This window comes from Scytonema sp. HK-05, from assembly GCF_963872035.1.
Lineage (GTDB): Bacteria > Cyanobacteriota > Cyanobacteriia > Cyanobacteriales > Nostocaceae > Kalymmatonema.
The window spans coordinates 1-20,162 of sequence record NZ_CAWMYC010000109.1 but is presented as its reverse complement, the minus strand read 5'-3'; the positions used below and the strand labels follow the sequence as shown (position 1 = coordinate 20,162).

Annotated in this window: 17 protein-coding genes and 2 pseudogenes; 7 read left to right on the top strand and 12 right to left on the bottom strand. The window is 44.6% G+C overall.

The window, feature by feature from the left end:
• Window positions 1-168 precede the first annotated feature (168 nt).
• On the bottom strand, window positions 169-2,913 hold the full coding sequence (locus AACT52_RS20900) for a CHAT domain-containing protein (RefSeq protein ID WP_083630454.1): 2,745 nt from the start codon (window positions 2,911-2,913) through the stop codon (window positions 169-171).
• Window positions 2,914-4,314: 1,401 nt separating this feature from the next.
• On the opposite strand from AACT52_RS20900, the gene AACT52_RS20895 reads away from it, so the two are divergent.
• Window positions 4,315-5,442 carry a Na/Pi cotransporter family protein gene (locus AACT52_RS20895; protein WP_233154030.1) on the top strand — a complete coding sequence of 376 codons (1,128 nt, stop codon included), beginning with the start codon at window positions 4,315-4,317 and terminating at the stop codon, window positions 5,440-5,442.
• Window positions 5,443-6,117: 675 nt separating this feature from the next.
• On the opposite strand, the gene AACT52_RS20890 is transcribed toward AACT52_RS20895, so the two are convergent.
• From AACT52_RS20890 to AACT52_RS20870, 5 genes are all read right to left on the bottom strand, one after another.
• Window positions 6,118-6,861, bottom strand: a complete 744-nt coding sequence (locus tag AACT52_RS20890; protein ID WP_073633189.1) for an SDR family oxidoreductase — start codon at window positions 6,859-6,861, stop codon at window positions 6,118-6,120.
• Window positions 6,862-7,004: 143 nt separating this feature from the next.
• The gene (locus AACT52_RS20885; RefSeq protein WP_073633188.1) at window positions 7,005-7,775 is read right to left on the bottom strand and encodes an SDR family oxidoreductase; all 771 of its coding nucleotides are present in this window, start codon (window positions 7,773-7,775) and stop codon (window positions 7,005-7,007) included.
• Window positions 7,776-7,848: 73 nt separating this feature from the next.
• Window positions 7,849-8,331: a cyclophilin-like fold protein gene (locus AACT52_RS20880; protein ID WP_233154029.1), complete on the bottom strand. Its 483-nt coding sequence runs from the start codon at window positions 8,329-8,331 to the stop codon at window positions 7,849-7,851.
• A 47-nt stretch (window positions 8,332-8,378) separates the two neighbouring features.
• Window positions 8,379-8,543, bottom strand: a complete 165-nt coding sequence (locus AACT52_RS20875; RefSeq protein WP_073633186.1) for a cupin — start codon at window positions 8,541-8,543, stop codon at window positions 8,379-8,381.
• Between the two features lie 48 nt (window positions 8,544-8,591).
• Window positions 8,592-9,674, bottom strand: a complete 1,083-nt coding sequence (locus tag AACT52_RS20870) for an alpha/beta hydrolase (protein ID WP_073633185.1) — start codon at window positions 9,672-9,674, stop codon at window positions 8,592-8,594.
• A 248-nt stretch (window positions 9,675-9,922) separates the two neighbouring features.
• On the opposite strand from AACT52_RS20870, the gene AACT52_RS20865 reads away from it, so the two are divergent.
• Window positions 9,923-10,849: an AraC family transcriptional regulator gene (locus AACT52_RS20865; protein WP_073633184.1), complete on the top strand. Its 927-nt coding sequence runs from the start codon at window positions 9,923-9,925 to the stop codon at window positions 10,847-10,849.
• 689 nt (window positions 10,850-11,538) lie between these two features.
• Here the strand turns inward: AACT52_RS20865 and AACT52_RS20860 are convergent.
• A complete protein-coding gene (locus AACT52_RS20860) occupies window positions 11,539-12,453 on the bottom strand; it encodes a DUF1338 domain-containing protein (RefSeq protein WP_073633183.1) in 915 nt (304 codons plus the stop codon).
• Between the two features lie 189 nt (window positions 12,454-12,642).
• Here AACT52_RS20860 and AACT52_RS20855 point away from each other — a divergent pair, with 189 nt between their 5' ends.
• Genes AACT52_RS20855 through AACT52_RS20845 form a run of 3 tightly spaced genes read left to right on the top strand, consistent with a single transcriptional unit; the run spans window position 12,643 to window position 13,904 of the window.
• Entirely contained in the window at window positions 12,643-12,906 is a 264-nt protein-coding gene (locus AACT52_RS20855) for a helix-turn-helix domain-containing protein (protein WP_233154028.1), read from the top strand.
• Window positions 12,899-13,573: an RNA-guided endonuclease InsQ/TnpB family protein gene (locus tag AACT52_RS20850; RefSeq protein ID WP_233154027.1), complete on the top strand. Its 675-nt coding sequence runs from the start codon at window positions 12,899-12,901 to the stop codon at window positions 13,571-13,573. The genes AACT52_RS20855 and AACT52_RS20850 overlap by 8 nt, the downstream gene beginning before the upstream one ends.
• 16 nt (window positions 13,574-13,589) lie before the next feature.
• A complete protein-coding gene (locus tag AACT52_RS20845; RefSeq protein ID WP_233154026.1) occupies window positions 13,590-13,904 on the top strand; it encodes a zinc ribbon domain-containing protein in 315 nt (104 codons plus the stop codon).
• A 365-nt stretch (window positions 13,905-14,269) separates the two neighbouring features.
• Here the strand turns inward: AACT52_RS20845 and AACT52_RS20840 are convergent, their stop codons facing one another.
• The 4 genes and pseudogenes from AACT52_RS20840 to AACT52_RS20820 all read right to left on the bottom strand — a co-directional run.
• Window positions 14,270-15,574 (bottom strand): acetyl ornithine aminotransferase family protein, encoded by a 1,305-nt coding sequence (locus AACT52_RS20840; protein WP_073633182.1) that lies wholly within the window; start codon window positions 15,572-15,574, stop codon window positions 14,270-14,272.
• A 93-nt stretch (window positions 15,575-15,667) separates the two neighbouring features.
• Window positions 15,668-16,094: pseudogene (locus AACT52_RS20835) on the bottom strand (IS4 family transposase); the annotation flags it as partial.
• A 244-nt stretch (window positions 16,095-16,338) separates the two neighbouring features.
• Window positions 16,339-17,208, bottom strand: coding sequence for an acyl-CoA desaturase (locus AACT52_RS20825; RefSeq protein WP_073633180.1), 870 nt, complete (start codon window positions 17,206-17,208; stop codon window positions 16,339-16,341).
• Window positions 17,209-17,253: 45 nt separating this feature from the next.
• Window positions 17,254-18,156 (bottom strand): annotated as a pseudogene (locus AACT52_RS20820) (aminotransferase class III-fold pyridoxal phosphate-dependent enzyme); the annotation flags it as partial.
• A 437-nt stretch (window positions 18,157-18,593) separates the two neighbouring features.
• Between AACT52_RS20820 and AACT52_RS20815 the strand changes: the two are divergent.
• Window positions 18,594-18,893 (top strand): RNA recognition motif domain-containing protein, encoded by a 300-nt coding sequence (locus AACT52_RS20815; protein WP_073633179.1) that lies wholly within the window; start codon window positions 18,594-18,596, stop codon window positions 18,891-18,893.
• Window positions 18,894-19,153: 260 nt separating this feature from the next.
• Complete coding sequence (locus tag AACT52_RS20810; RefSeq protein ID WP_073633178.1) at window positions 19,154-19,489, top strand: hypothetical protein; 336 nt, start codon at window positions 19,154-19,156, stop codon at window positions 19,487-19,489.
• A 122-nt stretch (window positions 19,490-19,611) separates the two neighbouring features.
• Here the strand turns inward: AACT52_RS20810 and AACT52_RS20805 are convergent, their stop codons facing one another.
• Window positions 19,612-20,037: a zinc ribbon domain-containing protein gene (locus tag AACT52_RS20805; protein WP_073633177.1), complete on the bottom strand. Its 426-nt coding sequence runs from the start codon at window positions 20,035-20,037 to the stop codon at window positions 19,612-19,614.
• Window positions 20,038-20,162: the final 125 nt, after the last annotated feature.

Sequence of the window (20,162 nt, the reverse complement as noted above, 5' to 3'; positions counted from 1 at the left end):
GTTGTAAAATTACTTAATATTTGGGATAGCCTTAAGAAGAAGAAGGCAGAAGTACGTAAGTTCTTCGGACACACTTCGTGAACGGTGCAACAGAAAACCGCTGTAAACAGAAATTATGCATCTTTCCTTCTGCCCTCTGCCCTCTGCCTTTATTCGGTAAAAAATCCCTTACAACCAATTACCAACGAGAACATAAGCTGCCCAATAAGCCGGACGGCTGTAGTTTGGATACTTTTGCAAAAGCGTCACTTGAGCGCGACGCAGCGCTTCCGCCTTTGTGACTTTGGCAGAAACCAACTCACGATAGAACTCACCAATTAAAATTGCAGTAGAGCGATCGCCCACATTCCAGAGACTCGCTAGTGTACTCCGTGCGCCTGCACGCACAGCAACCCCCGCCAAACCCAGCGTTGCCCGATTGTCTCCCGCTGCTGTCTGACAAGCACTCAAGACAAGAAGTTCTACGGCTTCTGGGCGCGTTTCATCTCGACGGCGCAAAAGCAAATCAAAATCAGTCACATTAATTGGACCATCTGTCGCCAAAACAAATGTATCCTCAGAACGAGAACTAAACTGTCCGTGCGTTGCCAGGTGAACGACATTAAACGGAATAGAGTTTATCTTTCCGAACAGTGCCTTACTGGTGAAATCTTTATCTAAAAGTTTTGTAGTTGATACCCCTGCCTTGGCAATCAAGTTAAACTCAGATTTGATTTCCGGTAAGGGCGGAAATCGTTGAAATTTGACTGGCGGTTGCACCAATCCCCCGGCAAGAACCTGCAACTTTTCCTGTGCTAAAGGCTTGGGTTTTTGCAATTGCAGTCCCAAATTCAAGGCAACAGCATATTTCTCAATCAGATATTGCTGACCGTCATACAGTGCTGCCATTGGTACACTTCGCAATGCACCATCCAGTACAAAAACTAAAGTATTAACATTGCTACGTTGTAACTCAGACTCAATTGGTTGAATCAGCCAACTATAGACTTGCCCAGAGAGAGATTGGACTTCCTCCATTCTGTCAGGTTCGGTCAAGTACTGCCGCAGTTGCCCCAAAATATCTTCTACTTCAGTCTGGGATTTATTCACCGAGTAATGGGCGAGAGGTTGCTTCGGAACTTTGACAATAACTTGTAATTGGTCTAGTAGAATAATCGGATAAATAATGGCAGCAGTGGGATTATCCTGATCTACGACTTCGTCTAAGACAACCTTTGTCACATTCAAGCAGGCTTCTCGAAAGAAGTTATCCAATTGTGCTAACTGGAGTGCTTCAATTCTTTGTCTGGCTTTATCTAATGTTTCTTCGCTCAGTTTTTCTCCCTGTGATTGCAAAAGCAATGCCACTGATTCGCGGTAAACAGGTTCTACACTTTCCTTAAATGAAAACTGAACATCTCGATTAACTGCTACAAGGTCACTTCTTAGAGATCGCAATTCATCTACAGCAGCATCATACGCTGCAATTGCCCCTGGAATATCTCCCTGCTGTTTTCGCAAGCGTCCCAGCTGCCAATGCCAGTTGTAGGTGATATCCGGCGCATTTACGGCTTGAGCCAACACAAGTGCTTGCTGTGTAAGCTCCTGGGCATACGACCATTGTTTCTCCTGCTCATACAGCCTTCCGAGGGTTCCTATCGCGTAAGATTCAGCTCGCCCATCGCCGAGTGCTTTCGCTTGTTTAACTGCTGTGGCAAGGATTTGAGCAATTTTTTCAGGTGTTGAATCTCGGGTGTCGGTTGTCGGAGCTTCCCCATTCCTAGGGGCACGGCACTGCCCTACACACTCTCTATTCTTTTGTTTCATCAAGCTCTGAGCAAAATGAATTTTAGCATAAACTGCTACTTGAGAGACCGGCAAACTATCTAGCTCAGTTGGAATTTGCGCTAAAAGGGGTTGTGCAGTTGACCACTCCTGTGTAGTCAATAGCACACTGAGAAGATTGATTTGCGCTTGAACCTTAGTGAGTGGTGAAGGAGTTTTGGCGATCGCCTGTTGATAGAAGGCGATCGCATTCTGATTATCCTGCTGGATTCTGGCAGTATTGCCCAAACTCAGCAGGCTCGCGCTGATTTCTTGAGGAGATTGCAACCTTTGGGCACTTTCCAGGCTTTTTTGCAGAACTTGACGGGATTGTTCTAAATCTCCGGTTAACTGAAGTGCATCTCCAAGCGATCGCAATTCTACAGCTTTAGTCAAAGAATCTGGTTGAGATTGCAAATTCTGACCTACCTCAGTTAACAACGTCAAAGCACGACGGTAGAATCCCAGAACCTGCAATGCCTGTGCTTGATTAATGCGACTGCGAGTGATTCCAGTGCGATCGCTCATCTTAGTATATGTCGCTTCAGTTTGTTGCCAGGTTCTTAATGCCACCTCAGCCTGTCCTTGCTCCAATTGCAGGCTACCTTGAATTTCAAGAGTCTGAGCAAGAATTTGCAAGTGTTGTTTTGAACCCTGAGTCCCCAGCAGCTGTAAACTGTCATTGATTGCCTGAGTGGCTTCAGCAAACATCCCACGCTGCTGGTAAACCAAAGCAAGATTACTGAGGCTCATTGCCTGATAGAGTTTGTCTCCCAGCGCCTGATACTGTTGAGATACACTTTGCAAAACCTTTTGCGCTTCTACTAACCGTCCCGCTTCAAACAGTGCTTTACCCTGTTGTGCTAAATCTTTTAAATGTTCTTTTGCCCTAGATAAATGCTGAACTGGAAAATCAGCCGCTTGAGATTGTCTCAGGACAGGTGAAACAATAAAAACTATAGATGTTGTTACGAGCGTCAGCAGGAGGTAGGCAAGCAAGGCTAAAATTTTCCGCCGTCTACTCCTTTGCCGTTGCTGTTGCTGTTGACCTTTCGGTTGCAGAAAAAAAGAGCCCAGATAATGGAAAAAGTAGAAGCGTTTTCCCGCCATATCTTTCTTCCTCTAGCTATTAGCTATTATCCATTAGCCATTCCTAGTTTTGTTGATATTCTTCTTAGAGTACTTCAGCACTTGGCTGCAACGGCTGCTGCAATTGATAACTTAAAGCCACTGGCTAAAATTCTAATCTTGCCAAGAGTTAGCTTCTATAGGATTACTATTTGATTTTTGAAAAGACGCGTAGGGGAGGCAAAAAGCGGTGTGGATGTTCCTCCCGCTTTATTGCCGTTGCGTTAGCATGCGAGAGTACCGCAGCATTTATAAGGGTTTGGTGCGTTACGACGTTGGGTCTAACACACCCTACAATACTTAATTTTTTTCATAAATCAAACCGGGCTCCTATATGTCGGGTCTTGGTAGAGGTAAGATTCGTAGTCGCCTTGCAGAAAACCAACAACGTCTGGCGATGCAACCTATCAAATAAAATTTTTATAACCCTGTATATAAACTACCTGTACCTGCAACCATAATGTCTTATATGCAACCAAATTTAATAATTTTTATAGTTATAATTTAAGATTTTTTCTATAAATTAAATTGTATTTTCTTGTATCTTAGGAGGGATATCTATAGGCGAGTTAAATCTTTTAAATCATCGTTAAACTTTTTTAAACAAAAAATAACTTTACCTCAGTCAATTAAAACAGTACACAGTTATCAGTTATCAGTGACCAGGTTTGACCCTGAGCGAAGCCGAAGGGTCAAATGGGGATTTAAACCCCACTTGAAACAATCCACTTGTATCCGTCGGGGACTCGCGCCTCCCAAGGAACTATATAGTCATAACTCGGCACTGCGGCTGGTACATGGTAACTGTGTTGATGGCGTTATTTAAGTTACATATTTTTTACTGCAATGAACACAGCAATATAAACAGCTTAATTAAGCTGTTTATATTGAATTTGTATACTCTCAGTTGCCAGGTTGTTTGCCAGTATTGTATTTTACATTTTTTATTTTTTAATTTTGAATCGCTTATTAGGTTTACCTACGCTCAAGCCTACCTAGAAATTGGGTAATGTTCCAATAGGAAGGAAGTAAAATTTTTTCTTTTTTATTTAAATAAAATTTAACTTTCCATTAGTCATTTTTTAACCTATGTAAAAAATGAGTTTAGAAAATTTTAAGAAAAGTATTCTTGAAAATAAAAATAAAAGTGACAGCATCTTTATTACTTAAAGCAGATATATATGTGTATGTGTTTATGCAAAATTTATTTACAGCAACGTATGTTTGACAAGTTTAAACGATAGCAACATCCGTTTCTTTTGAGGAGTTATTGTGTTCATTGCAAAAATATTCAGTAAAAAGATACTTAAATTGTTGAGTATCGCCTTTTTCGTCATAACTTTGATTTTTTATCCCTCTATATTGAACTGTGAACTTCCATTTTTGGGTTCATCATCTGTAGAGTTTAGCGTTAATGCCCAAACGGTTCAGGCTGAACGTACACAAGGGGACATCAAAATTGAAATTGCTCAAGCTTCTCCTGCACCCAGCGGTTCTGAACAAGCATCAAAAGAGAAAAAGGGGGTCATAAACTTTTTCCAAATGGCTATGGGTGCAATAGCCGGTCTAGTCTTGTTTATCTATGGCGTAACCCGGTTGTCTGAAGGACTAGAAGACATCGCAACCGACCGGATGAAAAATCTTTTGAGCAAGTTCACCACCAACCGCTTTGCAGGCGTGTTGACTGGAGTTGTTGCCACTACTCTTCTGGAATCATCATCAGTGACTATCATTTTGGTGATTGCAATGGTGAGTGCAGGCGTTTTGACATTTGTCCAGTCCTTGGGCGTGGTTTTAGGTTCTAACATTGGGACAGCAGTAGGCGCTCAAATCATCTCTCTTGATATAGAACAATACGTTCCTATTTTGATGTTCCTAGGGCTGTTGGTGCTATTTTTGGGCAAAACAGGCACTCAGAAAAATATCGGTCTCATTCTGCTGGGGTTCGGCTTAATGTTCTATGGTTTGGAAGCCATTGATGAAGCAATGAAGCCGTTTAGAAACTACCAGCCCTTTATTGATTGGATGCAAACCCTGGGTAAAAATCCGCTTTTAGGTGCCATAGTTGGAGCAATTTTTACAGTTATTATTCAATCTTCCTCTGCAACAGTCGCCATTGTGATTACCTTGGCGGGTTCTGGCTTGATTTCACTTCCTGCTGGTATCGCTATCATGCTGGGTGCAGAAGTTGGCACCTGCGCTGATACTCTAGTCGCTACAATTGGGCGTGGTCGTCCAGCTTTGCGGACAGGTGTGTTTCATTTTCTGTTTAATTTAATTAGTGCCATTCTGGGAATCATCTTTGCCCCACTCTTGGCGCAACTTGTCCTAGCAATTTCTGGTGAAAATGTGGGTCGCCAGATTGCTAATGCTCAAATTATCTTTAATATCATTGGTGTGACAGCAGTTATTTTATTCCTGCCAATAATTGCTCGTGGATTAGAAAGATTAATCCCCGATGCTCCAGATAATAAGCCTGAGAAGCAATTAAAGACAGCATCAAAAGAATAATCTAATGAGAGTTATGAGTTCGCAATCTCCTAAGATGTACCAGATTATTTGTCATTGGTGACAGATTAGTGTCGTCGTAAAAAATAGTTGTCATCAAAAAGCTGAGTGTGGTTGAAAGCTAGGGGAGATGCTCCTAGCTTCTGTTTCTCATGTGTCTCAAGGGCATTCAGCCGAGAACCTTGCATGCAAGGGAAATAGAGGCTCTTAAAGCTTATCCTATATAGATTTCAGCTTTTTACTTCTCTGTTTTAACCAAACAGGGGAAGAGATATTCCCGCGATCGCACATCCTTAATATCCGCGTTGATTCGGCGACTTGCGCCTGGAGACAGCAAGCTCACTTTTTTCGGTTTTACCAACTTTCGGTGATTGGGGATTGGGTAAGGTATGAGCGTGCAGATATATGACGAAAGTCGGCACAACAAAGGTTAGCATTACCGCCAGTATGCCAGATTTTTATAGTTTTACCAACATTCGGTTAAAAGTTGGCATTTAAGCCTATAAACCTCGGACAGCACGAGATGAATTCGCTCGTAGTTTTGAGATGGCTGCACGAGCTACCCCTAGAACTGTATGAAGCCAGGGGAGCTTACAGTTCCTAGTACAACGCGGCGGAAATAAAGGTCATCTCTTGCACGGCTGTGAGCGCACGAGAGTCTAACCGCCAGCCCTATCCTTACCAAGGCTGCGTGGTTGGGCCAATCGTAAATTCGTTCACGTTTGTGTCTTCTGGCTGGTCAATCGCAAACGCCACAACATTGGCGACTCGATCTGGTGAGATGCCATATTGCTCATACAACGCTGTCATTTTTTCAGCCACATCTTGGTTGGTAATCCGATCTAACAATTCAGTGTTAATTGCAGCAGGATAAATTGTCGCAGTACGAATATTAGTTCCTTCTTGAGCTGACTCCATGCGTAGAACTTCCATGAAATCGCGTACAAACCATTTCGTCCCACCATAGATCGCACCACCTGGATAAGCTTTTAATCCAGCAACCGATGAAGTTGCGATCACATGCCCAGACTTTTGGCTAACAAACGTTGGCAATACAGCCGCGATACCATTTAGTACACCCTTGATATTGACATCAACCGTTTGATTCCATTCATCAGTTCTCAATGCAGAAAGTGGAGAATTTGGCATGATGCCAGCGTTTAAGAAAATAACATCAACGCCTCCAAATGTTTCCTTGGCAAGTTTGACGATCTCAGCGTTATCAGATGGGTTAGCCACATCCATCACTTGATAGACTGCTTGTCCGCCAGCTTTTTGAATTTCATCAACCAGTTGTCTCAATTGGTGCTCGCGTCGCGCGCCCAATACGACTTTAGCGCCTTTGCTTGCAAGCAATTTCGCACTTGCTTCACCAATCCCTGATGATGCGCCGGTAATAATCACAACTTTATTTTTAATCATCTTATTCCTTCTTTTGGTAACTACTGAATTCTGCAAGAGTGGACTTGCCAATCAGCGGCTAAGGGCACGCCGACGGTTCGATGTGGCATCAGCAAAAACTTTTCTGGTAATACTGTAAAGATTGAGAAAACTACTTATGACCATTACTGCACCGTTTGGCCGCCGTCGATGACCATAGCGTGCCCAACGACGAAGGCAGCCGCATCCGAGCACAGCCAGACAACGGCCGCGGCGATCTCCTCAGGCTTGCCCATCCGTCCGATCGGCTCCTCCGCAATTACCTTCGCGCGCCCTTCATCTGTGCCGCCGGTAAAGCGACCCATCATCGGAGTGTCGATGTAGCCGGGACAGACGGCGTTGATGCGGATGTTCTGCGAGGCGTAGTCGAGAGCCGCCGACTTGGTGAGTCCGATCAAGCCGTGTTTTGCGGCGGTGTATGCGGCTCCGCCCTTGATGCCTATGACGCCGGCACCCGATGATGTGTTCACGATTGCGCCGCCTTGCTTGAGTAGCAGCGGGATTTCATACTTCATGCACAGAAAAACGCCGCGCAGGTTAATGTTGACGATCCGATCCCACTCTTCCTCTTCGATTTCCGCTGTTGCTGCATTCTTCTGCTCCACACCGGCGTTGTTAAAGGCAAAGTCCAGCCGCCCGAAGGTTTCGATGGTCTTGGAAAGAGCTGCCTTCACGTCCGATGCTCGCGTCACATCGCACTTGACGGCGATCACCCGTCCGCCGAGGTCTTCGATCATGCGCGCCGTTTCTTGATTGCCCTGTTCCGAAATGTCGGCGACCACCACATGAGCGCCTTTACGGGCAAACGCCAGCGCCGTAGCTCGACCGATGCCGTTCGCTGCTCCGGTTACAAACGCAACCTTTCCTGTATAGTTTCCATTCTCGTTCGTTGTCATTTTTTACTCCTTGTGTTGCTGATTCGGGAAGTTTTTGTCGCAAGCAGTTTCATTTCTATCTTTTTTGACGTTTCTACTGAATTAGCTCTACCGTCACGTTGATAGAACTAGGGACATTAAATGCTTCTACACCAGCATCTATCTTGCCGATCACGATCAGCCCAGGTGAGGGAATTTGCTGACCGTCATGGCGATAAAAAATAGCCACATCAGGACCGGGAGACCAGTAAATGATGTCTCCAACTTCATAAGTTTTGGTTCGCTCTCCCTCCCCCGAAATCGCTCTCGGCAGGCGGGCAAACTTTTCTCTTCCAAACAAATCGTTCATCGTCAGCGTTAACGGCAGCAGGGAAATAAAATCTTGTGCGGTTGGGTTGTCGATTAACGTGGCTGTAACGACTTTGTCTCCGACTTTGATGTTGATCTTCATACTGTTTGCCTGCTGGGTTGATATTTCAGTTGGCATCTTCGATGAGGCACTGCTAGGCATACTGTTATCGGCACGGCAGGCTGAGTAGCTTAGGGACATTACCAGGGCTAGGACCAAAATCAGCACTCTCTTCTGGTAATTGTTTCCCTTAATGGTAAGCCATTTCAAAAGCATTAAAACTTTCCTTCGTACTGCTCGTCACTGACCTGTTCCATCCAATCCACGGGTTTACCGTCGAGCCATTCCTGAATGGCGATGTGCGTCATTGCTGTGGTTGTCCTAGCGCCATGCCAATGCTTCTCACCCGGCTCAAAACAGAAATGCAATCGTACTTTCAAAAACGACGGTTTCTTCAATAATTCTTCGGTTTTTATCCCAATCTCACGTTACTTTAAATGTTCAGTAAAAAATGATGTGAGTTTATCAAAGGGAATTAACTCAACTCTGTCATACAAATCAACGTGTCCTGCTTTCGGAACGATATACAATTCTTTGGGTTCGGCTGCACGTTTGTAGGCATCCTCACTAAACTCTCTTGAGTGAGCCTTATCACCTGTGATGAAAAGCATAGGACGAGGGGAAATCGTTTCTATGTCATTAAACGGGTAAAAATTCATAAACTTAACGTTACTGCTTAACGTCGGGTGCGTTGTGAGTTCCGGCGACCCTCCTTTTGGAGTGTATTCACCTCGCGGAGTGCGATAGAAATCATAAAACTCACGCTGGATGGGGTCTGTGTTTTCATCTAACTTATGTACAGTCCCACTGGTGTATTTAGTTTCACCATCGGTAAACTCTACATAACGTTGCTTCACAGCCTCCTCCTGGATTTTCTTTCTCTGCTCAAGGGTCAGCGAATGGTTAAGTGCATTTCGGTTGGCTGCTCCCATATCGTACATGCTGACAGTTGCGATAGCTTTCATTCGTGGATCAATCTTAGCGGCACTGATAACAAAGCTTCCGCTACCACAAATTCCAATTATTCCGATTCGGTTTCTGTCAACAAATGGACGGGTGCCAAGAAAGTCAACTGCTGCACTGAAATCTTCAGCATAAATATCAGGTGCAACAGCATTGCGTGGTTTGCCCTCACTCTCACCCCAAAAAGACAAGTCAAGAGATAAAGTCACAAACCCTCGTTCAGCCATATTCGCAGCATACACATTGGCACTTTGTTCTTTTACCGCTCCCATAGGATGCCCAACAATGATCGCCGAATGTTTTTTACTTTGATCTAAATTCTTGGGAATAAATAGATGTCCCGCAACATTCATTTTGTATTGGTTTTTAAAAGTCACCTTATACATCGTAACGTTGTCGCTTACCTTAAAAGTTGTATATCCCTTTGGTGTTATTTGTTCCATTTCTGCTATTTGTTTTGATTGTCCTTTTTGTTCTGTTTGTGTGTAAGCCTGCCCGCTTATCATAAAAGTCATCATCGCTAAAATGCATATAGATTTCATCTTCATTTTATTTACTTCTTGATCTGTACTTATTGCTTACTTTTGTGAATATAAGCATTAGCAGCAATGCTGCTAAAAGTTTTAGAAAGTTCTACTAGTAAAAACGCTTTTCCCAAATCTTTATACCGTATGAGTTCAATTATGCGGGCGTGAGAACGGATAGCGTGAGGACGTTTGTCGAAAAAAACCGGACAATTCTCTAAAAATCCGCCGCGCAACGTGCTCTTGAGAAACAGAGCGTTTAAGATAAATTTATGAACCAAAAAGAAGCAGAACTTGAAAAGCGAAAGATGCAGATCAATCGGGAAGAGCTGATCGAAAGAATGATTCGTCTCGCTCCCGAAAACAGCCTATTGGAAGTGTTTCCGGGCATTTTCATATATCAATCGTCGAAACCGACCGAGAGCCAGATATCCGTATTAAAGCCCGCCTTCTGCGTCATCGCGCAGGGCAGCAAGGATGTGCTTTTGAACGATGAATTATTTCACTACGACTCCGGTCATTACTTAATCTCGACGCTCGATCTGCCGATTATGAGTAATGTCGTTGAAGCGTCCGAGGAAAAACCTTATTTGAATCTTCGGATAGACCTCGATCCGGCGCTTGTGGCTGCGGTGATGATTGAATCCGGCATCGAAACTAAAAAAAGCGGCGCTAGAGTCAAGGCGATGGATGTCAGCCCGGTTGATGCCGATTTGCTGGAAGCGGTCGTCAAATTGGTGAAACTATTTGACACGCCGGACGAAATGAAGTTTCTCGCGCCGTTCATCATCCGCGAGATCATCTATCGGCTTTTAAAAGGAAAACAAGGCGCACGGCTCAGCCAGCTTATCACTACGGAAGGCGACGCGCAGCGCATCTCTAGGGTCGTCAGGCAAATCCGCGAGAACATTGATCAGCCGCTGAAGATCGAAGATACAGCCCGCTCACTCGGCATGAGCGTGTCAGGCTTTCACTCTCATTTCAAGTCTGTTACGGCAATGAGTCCCTTGCAGTTCCAGAAACAAATACGGCTTCAGGAAGCACGCCGTCTGATGCTCGGCGAAAACATGGACGTAGCGATCGCCAGCTTTCGCGTCGGTTACGATGACCCGTCTTATTTCAGCCGGGAATATAAAAAACTATTTGGTATTCCCCCGCATCGTGACATCGCCAAGCTGCGTAGCAATTTAGGGCAATAAGAATTGGACAGGTTTATTGGGAGCATCCCTTTAGGTGCAAAAAGAGGGTGAAACGCCGATTTTATTCGTGAGTGTTTATCGTGAAGGACAAGGGGACTGAACATCAACACAGGAATTCTGGAAAATTAAAAGTGTTCAATCTCTAGTACAAGACTAATGACCCCAGAAGATAAAAAACAGTTAGATGCTCACGTAAAAGCTATCGCCAAGATTCTGTATAAAAACACGCCACCTGAAAAAATCCAAACTTTCGGAAGTCCCTTACTCTTACAAATCCCAACAATGGGTCATAAGTTTGCATTTAAGTTCTGACTGGATTAATTAGTAAATATATACTAATAAGTATCTGCTTGTAGTCTTCTTGTGTTTGGTCAAAACAGAGAAGTAAAAACGTAAAACCTATATAGGATAGACTTTTCAGCTTCGATTTCCATTATATGCAGAATTCTCGGCTCAATGCCTCAAGCGACATCAATTAGTCACGACAACACTAATGTGCTATTAATGACCGAGAATTAGTCACTGTACAGATGATGTCAAATTTCTCTATTATGTAGCGACAGCTATTTTGTCATTAGGAAGAATATTGGGTTGAGTATCTTAGGTTTTTAAAAGCTTTGCTACACAGGCATTTTTCGACGGCAACAATTTGTCATGATGACAGATAATTAACCACTGTACAACATCCTCTAACTCATTTTTAATCGCGTCATTTCAAACAACTGCTGGGCATTTCTTCCCAAAAAACCATCAAACAGCACTTGCTGACCTGGTTCGACTTCCACCATATAGCGTTGGGCAATTTCATAATAAGCATAAGTCCAGGGAATTTGAATTTCTGCATCTGTGATATCTTCTGATACCGTAACAATTTCAGTAACTGCTTGAGTTGCCGTTTGCCGCAAACCACAAGCAACATCCCCTTCAATCTCAGCTTTCATTGGGACACCCAAGTTAGCTAAACCACGAGCTGTAGTCTCAATATCCGGGTAGTCTGGAGTGTTCTGGCGGTTAACATAGCCTGTAAAGTGGTTGACTGCGTAACCATGCAGCAATACCCAAGCTCCATACTGAGTGACCTTATTGACTTCTTCCACTACAGAACGGTGGGGAGGTTGCCAGGGGCAAGTAAAGATTCTATGCAATTCCTTGACAAGACGTTTAGTATCAGCCTCAAATGTCTCAAAAATTGCTGAAAAGTTGAATAAATTAACGCCTGAGACAGTTTGATGAATCAGTTGAACAGTCTTTTCTGGCAATTCATCCACAATCAACTCACTGATAAACAACTTAGGCAAGTCAAATTCCTCTTGCTGAGGATGGCGATAATGACGCGCGTAAAGATGACTTTCTGGAAAAGAATACTCACCCGCCGCTTCGTAACCCAAAGCCTCAGCAAGTTGTCCTAGGTAGTCAATACCCAAGTTAACCTGACCCTGTGGACTGTCCACCACCATCCGTAAAGACCGAAAGGCAATGTGGTCATTGGCGACAGTCCCACCCGCATTAGTTATCATTTGCTGGTAGGTGCGGGCGTAACTTACCCTGGTACTGTAGTCGTGCCAAAGCAATTCCCAAAGATGACGGGCAATTTCGGGGTTCATGGTGTTTGTAGCGATGGGTATCAGATTTATCTCTCCGTGGGGGTTTGGGGGAGGTATAAGACCCACGCCATAATCTACGATTTGGCGTGGGATACATGGACTCCCCCAAGTTAACTTTAGGGACTCGATGTCCCTAAAGTTAACATTTATCTTCTGGTATTCTACGAGTAAACGTCCTAAAATAGACGAATGTTGACACTTACCTACCGTTACCGAATCTATCCCGACGCGACTCAAGAACAACTGTTTGTTGAGTGGATAGAAATCTGTCGTAGCGCCTACAATTATGCGTTGCGAGAGATAAAAGATTGGTGCGATAGTCGAAAGTGTCTCATTGATAGATGCTCTCTGGAAAAAGAGTACATCATCCCTGCTGACTTGAAATTCCCAAGCGAAATTCAGCAACTTAACAACTTGCCAAAAGCTAAAAAAGAGTTCCCGCGCGTTGGGTGAAGTTCCTTCTCAGGTACTCCAGCAATCCGTTAAACAGTTGCATAGAGGTTGGGAATACTTTCAAAAACGCGGATTTGGCTTTCCTCGGTTCAAGAAGTATGGACAGTTCAAGTCGTTGCTGTTTCCTCAGTTTAAGGAAAACCCAGTAACGAATTTGCATCTCAAGCTACCCAAGATTGGAGCAATTCCAATTAACTTGCATCGACCCATCCCTAGCGGTTTTACGGTAAAGCAGGTAAGAATCTTGAGGAAAGCTTCCTTGTGGTATGCATCTATCAGTATTGCTTGTGATGTCAATATTCCCGATCCAATACCGCATGGACATCCCATCGGGGTTGACGTTGGTTTGGAGAAGTTTTTGGCAACCAGTGATGGTGTTCTCGTAAAACCGCCCAAGTTTTTTAAACAACTGCAAAGCCAGATGAGATTGCTGCAACGCAGGCTGTCTAGAAAAAAGAAGCGGTCTAAGAATTACGAAAAAGCCAGAATCAAGGTAGCCAGACTTCATCACAAAATTGACAACGCCAGGAAGGATTTTCACTTCAAAGTGGCCCATGCTCTTTGTGATGCTGGTGATATGGTCTTCATGGAAGATTTGGATTACCGCACCAGCGCTAAAGGGATGTTTGGAAAACACATGCGCCACGGCTGCATTTGGTCAATTTAGAACCATCGTTAAGCATGTGTGTTGGAACAGAGGTAAATTCTTCAGTGAAGTCGATGCTAGGGGGACTTCTCAGCAGTGTCCTGAATGTGGTGAAGAAGTCAAAAAAGACTTGTCTGTCAGAGTTCATGATTGTCCTCATTGTGGATACAAAACAGACAGGGACATAGCAGCAGGTCAAAATATCAGAAACCGAGGAATTAAGTTAATTAGTACGGTGGGACACACCGGAACGGAAACAGCCTGTGCAGACGATCTACCGGGGATTGATGAAAGTCAATCTAGGCAAGTGTCGAAATCCCGAAAGGGAGCAACCAGGAAACCAAAGAAGTGATTCAATGGATACGCCCCCGCTATAATCTTTGATTTAGCGGGGGAGGATGTCACGATAACCTCACGCAAAGATCCAAAGTCGCAAAGAGTTTCTGAGCGCCTTTGCGTCTGGTGCGCGGAATTTTATTTATAGCGGTTCTTAATTGAGTGCAATATATCAACAAATAAGAACCACAGATGGACACAGATGGACACAGATAAATAATTAGGCGTTGCTGATTTCAAGTATGAATCTAAGTGTAGAGACGTACCATGGTACGTCTCTACAAGGGTTTGGAATCACACGACATCTTTTTCATACATCGATTCAGCAACGCCAATAATTACTTCATCCAAACGAGAAGCACTATATATATCCCTCTTCAATCACTGAATTTCTGCTAAAACTTCAAAAAGGATCTGGACAGATGTTTGAATTTGGTGGCTATCAATAACCAGAGGCGGACAGAAGCGAATTGCTGCTTTTCCGCAACCAAGCAACAATAAACCGCGTAAGAAAGCTTCTTGGAGAATGCGATCGCGCAACTTGGAATCAAACTTACCCTCGTCGTCTAACAAATCCACCGCTACCATCAAACCCTTTCCTCGTGGCGGCGAAATTTGCGGAAATTGCTGCGACAGACGATGCAAACCTGCTTGCAGTAATTCTCCCATCTGGGTGGCGTTTGCCATCAAACTACTTTCCAACAGTTTCAAGGTAGCAATAGCCGCAGCACAAGCAACCGGATTACCACCAAAGGTGGTTGCATGGGAACCCGGTTGCCATGTCATAATTTCCGGACGAGCGAGAATGGCTCCCAAAGGTAGACCACTGGCAATACCTTTAGCTGTGGTAATGATATCGGGCATCACACCCCAATGTTCAATGGCAAACAAGCGACCTGTGCGTCCCATCCCAGATTGCACTTCATCAACTATCATCAGGATGCCAAAGCGATCGCATATTTCCCGCAGCCGCTGCAAAAACCCATCCTCTGGCACAATATAACCACCTTCTCCTTGTATCGCTTCGACAACGATCGCTGCAACCTCTTTAGGCGGTAGCATTGTGGGAAATAATTGTTTTTCCAAGTAATCTAGGCTAGCGTGAGTCCCGTAGGGAATGTGCGTTACACCTGGAAGCAGAGGACCAAAGTTTGCTCGCTGTACTGTTTTGGAAGCCGTAAGGGACATCGCGCCATAAGTGCGTCCGTGGAATGCTCCCAAAAAGGCAACTATCAGGGAACGCCCAGTATAATACCGAGCAAGTTTGATTGCTCCTTCGTTAGACTCTGTTCCAGAATTGCTAAAAAACACCCTTGCACCATTGGGAAAGGGGGCGCGGACAGCTAATTTCTCCGCCAGTTCCACCATTGGTTCATAGTAAAAATCAGTCCCCGACATATGCAGCAGCATTGCAGCTTGCTCTTGAATAGCTTGCACAACTTCCGGGTGCGCGTGTCCAGTGGCGGTAACGGCAATTCCTGCAGTCATATCTAAAAATACATTACCGTCCACGTCTTCCACCATACACCCCTCACCGCGAGCGACAACTAACGGGTAATCACGGGTGTAGGAAGGAGAAGTGACAGCGCGATCGCGTTCTACAATAGCTTTGGCACGAGGACCGGGTAAAGATGTAACTATGTGAGGCGATCGCGGTAAACCTATATCAATAGGGATACTTAACATAGTTGTATTAGATTTTTTAAGATTATTTCTGATTAAACGGTGAGAGGCGATAGTTTACAGTAGCAATTGATTCTATTTCGGTTGATTCTATGTTGACCCATCCGCAGTCCAAATGTTTTCAAAATACTTACGTGCGTATGTGACTGCAACTGGAAGAGGTCGTTTTTGTCGGTGATGCCAACGTGCTTGCAACTGGGGTAACAAGTCATGAAAAACACGCTCAAATAGCTCTGCCGGAAAGCCGAGAAACCGCTGTGACAATGCTTGTTGCGATACGAGTACTGCTTTTCCCCAAAGTAACTCCTGTTGCTCTAACATCCGAGTCAACTCTTGCACCGATGGTACTTGTCGCCAAATTAATGTCAACACCGCAGCAACCATTAATGTCAGGTTGAGAATTCGCGATCGCCCTTTGGGCGGGCACTACGTGCCATCGCAACCCCAAACTTCGGTAATACGCACTTTGAGCGTAGATAGCTGGACTCAACAAGTCCTGTAGATGCGATCTGTTTCGCTTCATTATCCGCTTGCGGTGAGGAGCGACGGCGCACATGATCGGGATTTCTCGGCTTTTTGGTAGGCATTTCGGTCAGTTACTTACTGACTTTCAGTTTCTCAGCTTTTGGATGGGTATTACGATCGCCTGCTGTTTGACTATTGACAGACTGCAAAAATCCTTAACTTGTTACGAATCAGGGTAAAGATCTTTATCCATCTGTTTTTTTCCAGCAGAAAGCTTTGACAATTCTTGCTAGCAAAGGATCTTAGCCCTCTGTTTTTGCCCCACTTTTATCTTTGTTCAGTGTCCCAAAGTTTAGTGAGTGTTTCTTCTCCCACTTCTTTGGAGTTTTCAAATCCCACACTAAACCGAGCCAATTCAAACATTTCAAAACGTACCAGGCTACATCAATTTCCCACCATACAAATCCGTGCCGTGCAGAACTGGGGTCGTAATGATGGTTATTGTGAAATCCCTCACCTAGGGACACCAAACCTAAGACCCAAAGGTTACGGCTGTCATCTGTAGTCTCGAAGCGTCGGTATCCGTTAGGGCAATGGCAAGCTGACTGAATCAAATGAGTCGTATGCAAAATCATCACGTTGCTAACGCAAAATCCCCACACAAATCCTTCCCATCCGAAGAAGAAAAACATAGCAGCACCAAAAACTAGCCATGGCAGGATAAACCACCGATCTAACCATACGAGTTCTGGAAACTTGGCGAAATCTGGAATTTGGTCGTAATCGGTCTTCGCAAAGCGTTTATTAAAGAACCAACCACTGTGAGAGTAAATTAACCCTTGATAACGTGGCGAATGAAGGTCATCGGGTGTATCCGAGTAGCGGTGATGAAGACGATGTGTCTGCGCCCACCACAGAGGACCACGCTCGGCACACAGGCTGCCATGAAGAGCTAGGAGGAACTGCATCCAACGCGACGTTTTGAAAGACCGATGAGAAAAGTAACGATGGTATCCTGCCACAACTCCGAATTGACGAACAAAGTAGCTGATCAAACAAAGCAATACCCAGAACAAATTGAATTCTAACCAGAAGACACACAACGCTAATAGGTGAGTGGCAACGTACAAAATATGGAGGTGAGTTATCGGTAATATATTTTTATAATTCATAATTACTTGGTATTAGTGGTAAATGTTGCATTCGTTCATATAGTCTATACCTTTAGCTGTGGTAATGATATCGGGCATCACACCCCAATGTTCAATGGCAAACAGGCGTCCCGTGCGCCCCATGCCAGATTGCACTTCATCAACTATCATCAGGATGCCAAAGCGATCGCATATTTCCCGAATGCGCTGCAAAAACCCATCTTCTGGTACAATATAACCACCTTCTCCTTGTATCGCTTCGACAACGATCGCTGCCACCTCTTTAGGCGGTAGCATTGTGGGAAATAATTGTTTTTCCAGGTAATCTAGGCTAGCGTGAGTCCCGTAGGGAATGTGCGTTACACCTGGAAGCAGAGGACCAAAGTTTGCTCGCTGTACTGTTTTGGAAGCCGTAAGGGACATCGCGCCATAAGTGCGTCCGTGGAATGCTCCCAAAAAGGCAACTATCAGGGAACGCCCAGTATAATACCGAGCAAGTTTAATTGCTCCTTCGTTAGATTCTGTTCCAGAATTGCTAAAAAACACCCTTGCAGGAAAAGAAGTTTTTCCGCTTCCCTCCCCTTCTAAAGGAGGGCTAGGGAGAGGTGGAAAGGGGGCGCGGATAGCTAATTTCTCCGCCAGTTCCACCATTGGTTCATAATAAAAATCAGTCCCCGACATATGCAGCAGCATTGCAGCTTGCTCTTGAATAGCTTGCACAACTTCCGGGTGCGCGTGTCCAGTGGCGGTAACAGCAATTCCTGCAGTCATATCTAAAAATACATTACCGTCCACATCTTCCACCATACACCCCTCACCGCGAGCGACAACTAACGGGTAGTCACGGGTATAGGAAGGAGAAGTGACAGCGCGATCGCGTTCTACAATAGCTTTGGCACGAGGACCGGGTAAAGAAGTGACTATGTGAGGCGATCGTGGTAAAGCTATATCAATAGGGATACTTAACATAGTTGTATTAGATTTTTTAAGATTATTTCTGATTAAACGGTGAGAAGCGATCGCTTGCAGTAGCTTTTGATTCTATTTCGGTTGATTCTATAGCCGTTCTCACTCTTTATGAAATACAGTGTGGCAAGATGGAGGCTGATTTGCTTGAAGCTATGCCATAAAGCCGATGTTAGATTTTAATCAAAACGGCATCACGGAAGAAACACTTCACTGCATCCTCCCTAAAAAACACTGACCTTTCAATTGCTCGGATGACTTTATGTAACAATTTGACCAACTTTCCCCCTGATAGTTACCTGATATGTCATCCTAGTAATGTGAGAATTTATTCGGTAACTGTGTTTGTTTTTTTTATTGATCGGCTTTTTCCTTTTGGTATTGAAAGACTTCTCTCCGAAATCTAAATCTCTACACACTTATGATTTTGGAGACAATTTATGTCACTTTATGTAGGCAACCTCTCTTATGAAGTTACAGAAGAAGGTCTGAATTCTGTGTTTGCAGAATATGGTTCTGTCAAGCGGGTTCAGGTTCCAACTGACCGTGAAACAGGTAAACCGCGCGGTTTTGCTTTTGTGGAAATGGGTACAGAAGCTGAAGAATCAGCAGCCATTGAAGCTCTTGATGGTGCTGAATGGATGGGTCGTGATCTCAAAGTCAATAAGGCTAAGCCCAAGGAAAACAGAAGTTCGTTTGGTGGTAACCAAAGCAACAACAGCTTCCGTAACCGCTACTAACCGTAGTAGATTTACCTGCATCAAAGAGGCAAAAAGTAGTCGGAGCATTCTGTTGCTTTTTGTTCGTAACCCCCGATAGCAAAGTCGAGGGCTTTCTTAGAGTATGAATCGTCCTTTTCCAAAACATCTGCTCAAGGAATAGCTGGGATGTTTTGGTCGTATAGGTCGATGAAAAATCTTTTGATCAGTTTGATAAATGTACCGGTGCCTAGAAGGCAGAATCAACGAGAGCAAACCATATAAAAGGAGTAGGGCAACTTATGACAAAGCAGGAATCATCGGCAAATGAAGGGCAGTATATTCACCAGTCCGGCGCAGAGGCGCTCGAGACGGCTCAGGCTAAGCAAGCCGGAGCCGAGTTCAAGTGGCATCTCGGTCGAGTTACTCGTTTGGGGAACTTCGAGATTGCTGGGGGCAGAGAAGTGACGATTATCTGGGAGGAGGGAGGCGTTAGTTCACAGCAAGGTGACATCACCGACGAGCAGTGGGAAATTTTTAAGCTAGCGTTTTTGACTACTGGGCGGCTCGCTGTACTGAGCGATCAGGACGGGGAAGACTGGATGCGCGACTACCGCTGTCTGGAGGCAGTGCGCTAAGGATTCTACAGCAGACTTCCACCTAACTGTAGCGCCTCGAAAACATAATTACTCCGGCGCAAAATACACCAAAAGCCTTTCCAGCTTATCCTGGAAGGGCTTTTATGAACTACCCCGACCTGCTACGCGGAGGTCGGGGTTTCTGCATCCCCGACAGCAGGTTGAGATTTTAGACGCTTCTTCTGGGCTAGTTGCTTCATTCCTCCGCAACTCTTGCGAGTCTTGGGTAGTGAAGTAGAGCTAGACCCATCACCGTCTGCGAGGTTCGTTCCAAACCCCGGCAGCGTTACGCCACTTGCTCCACTTGGGGGAACCCCAAGACCGCAGTGGCTTCCTTTAACCCAGTAAAGACAAACTTCAGCAGAAGCAATATCCCTATCTTGTTGGTAGCCACACTCATAGCATTGATGAATGCGTTCATCTAGTGTTTTGGAATGTTGATTGCCACATTTAGGACAAGTTTGAGAAGGTTTAACTTTTTTGGTAGGGACTTCAATGAATTGCCCACCACCTTCTTCTACCTTGTACTTAATTGCGGATTTGAGCATCCCAAAGCCAACATCTAGGATGGACTTATTCAGACCTGCCTTCTGCTTCTTTCTCTTACCTTTCTTGACTTTACCGAAAAATGGGGTTTAAAGCCCCGCCGTTTAGTGGCGGCTTTTTATTAACT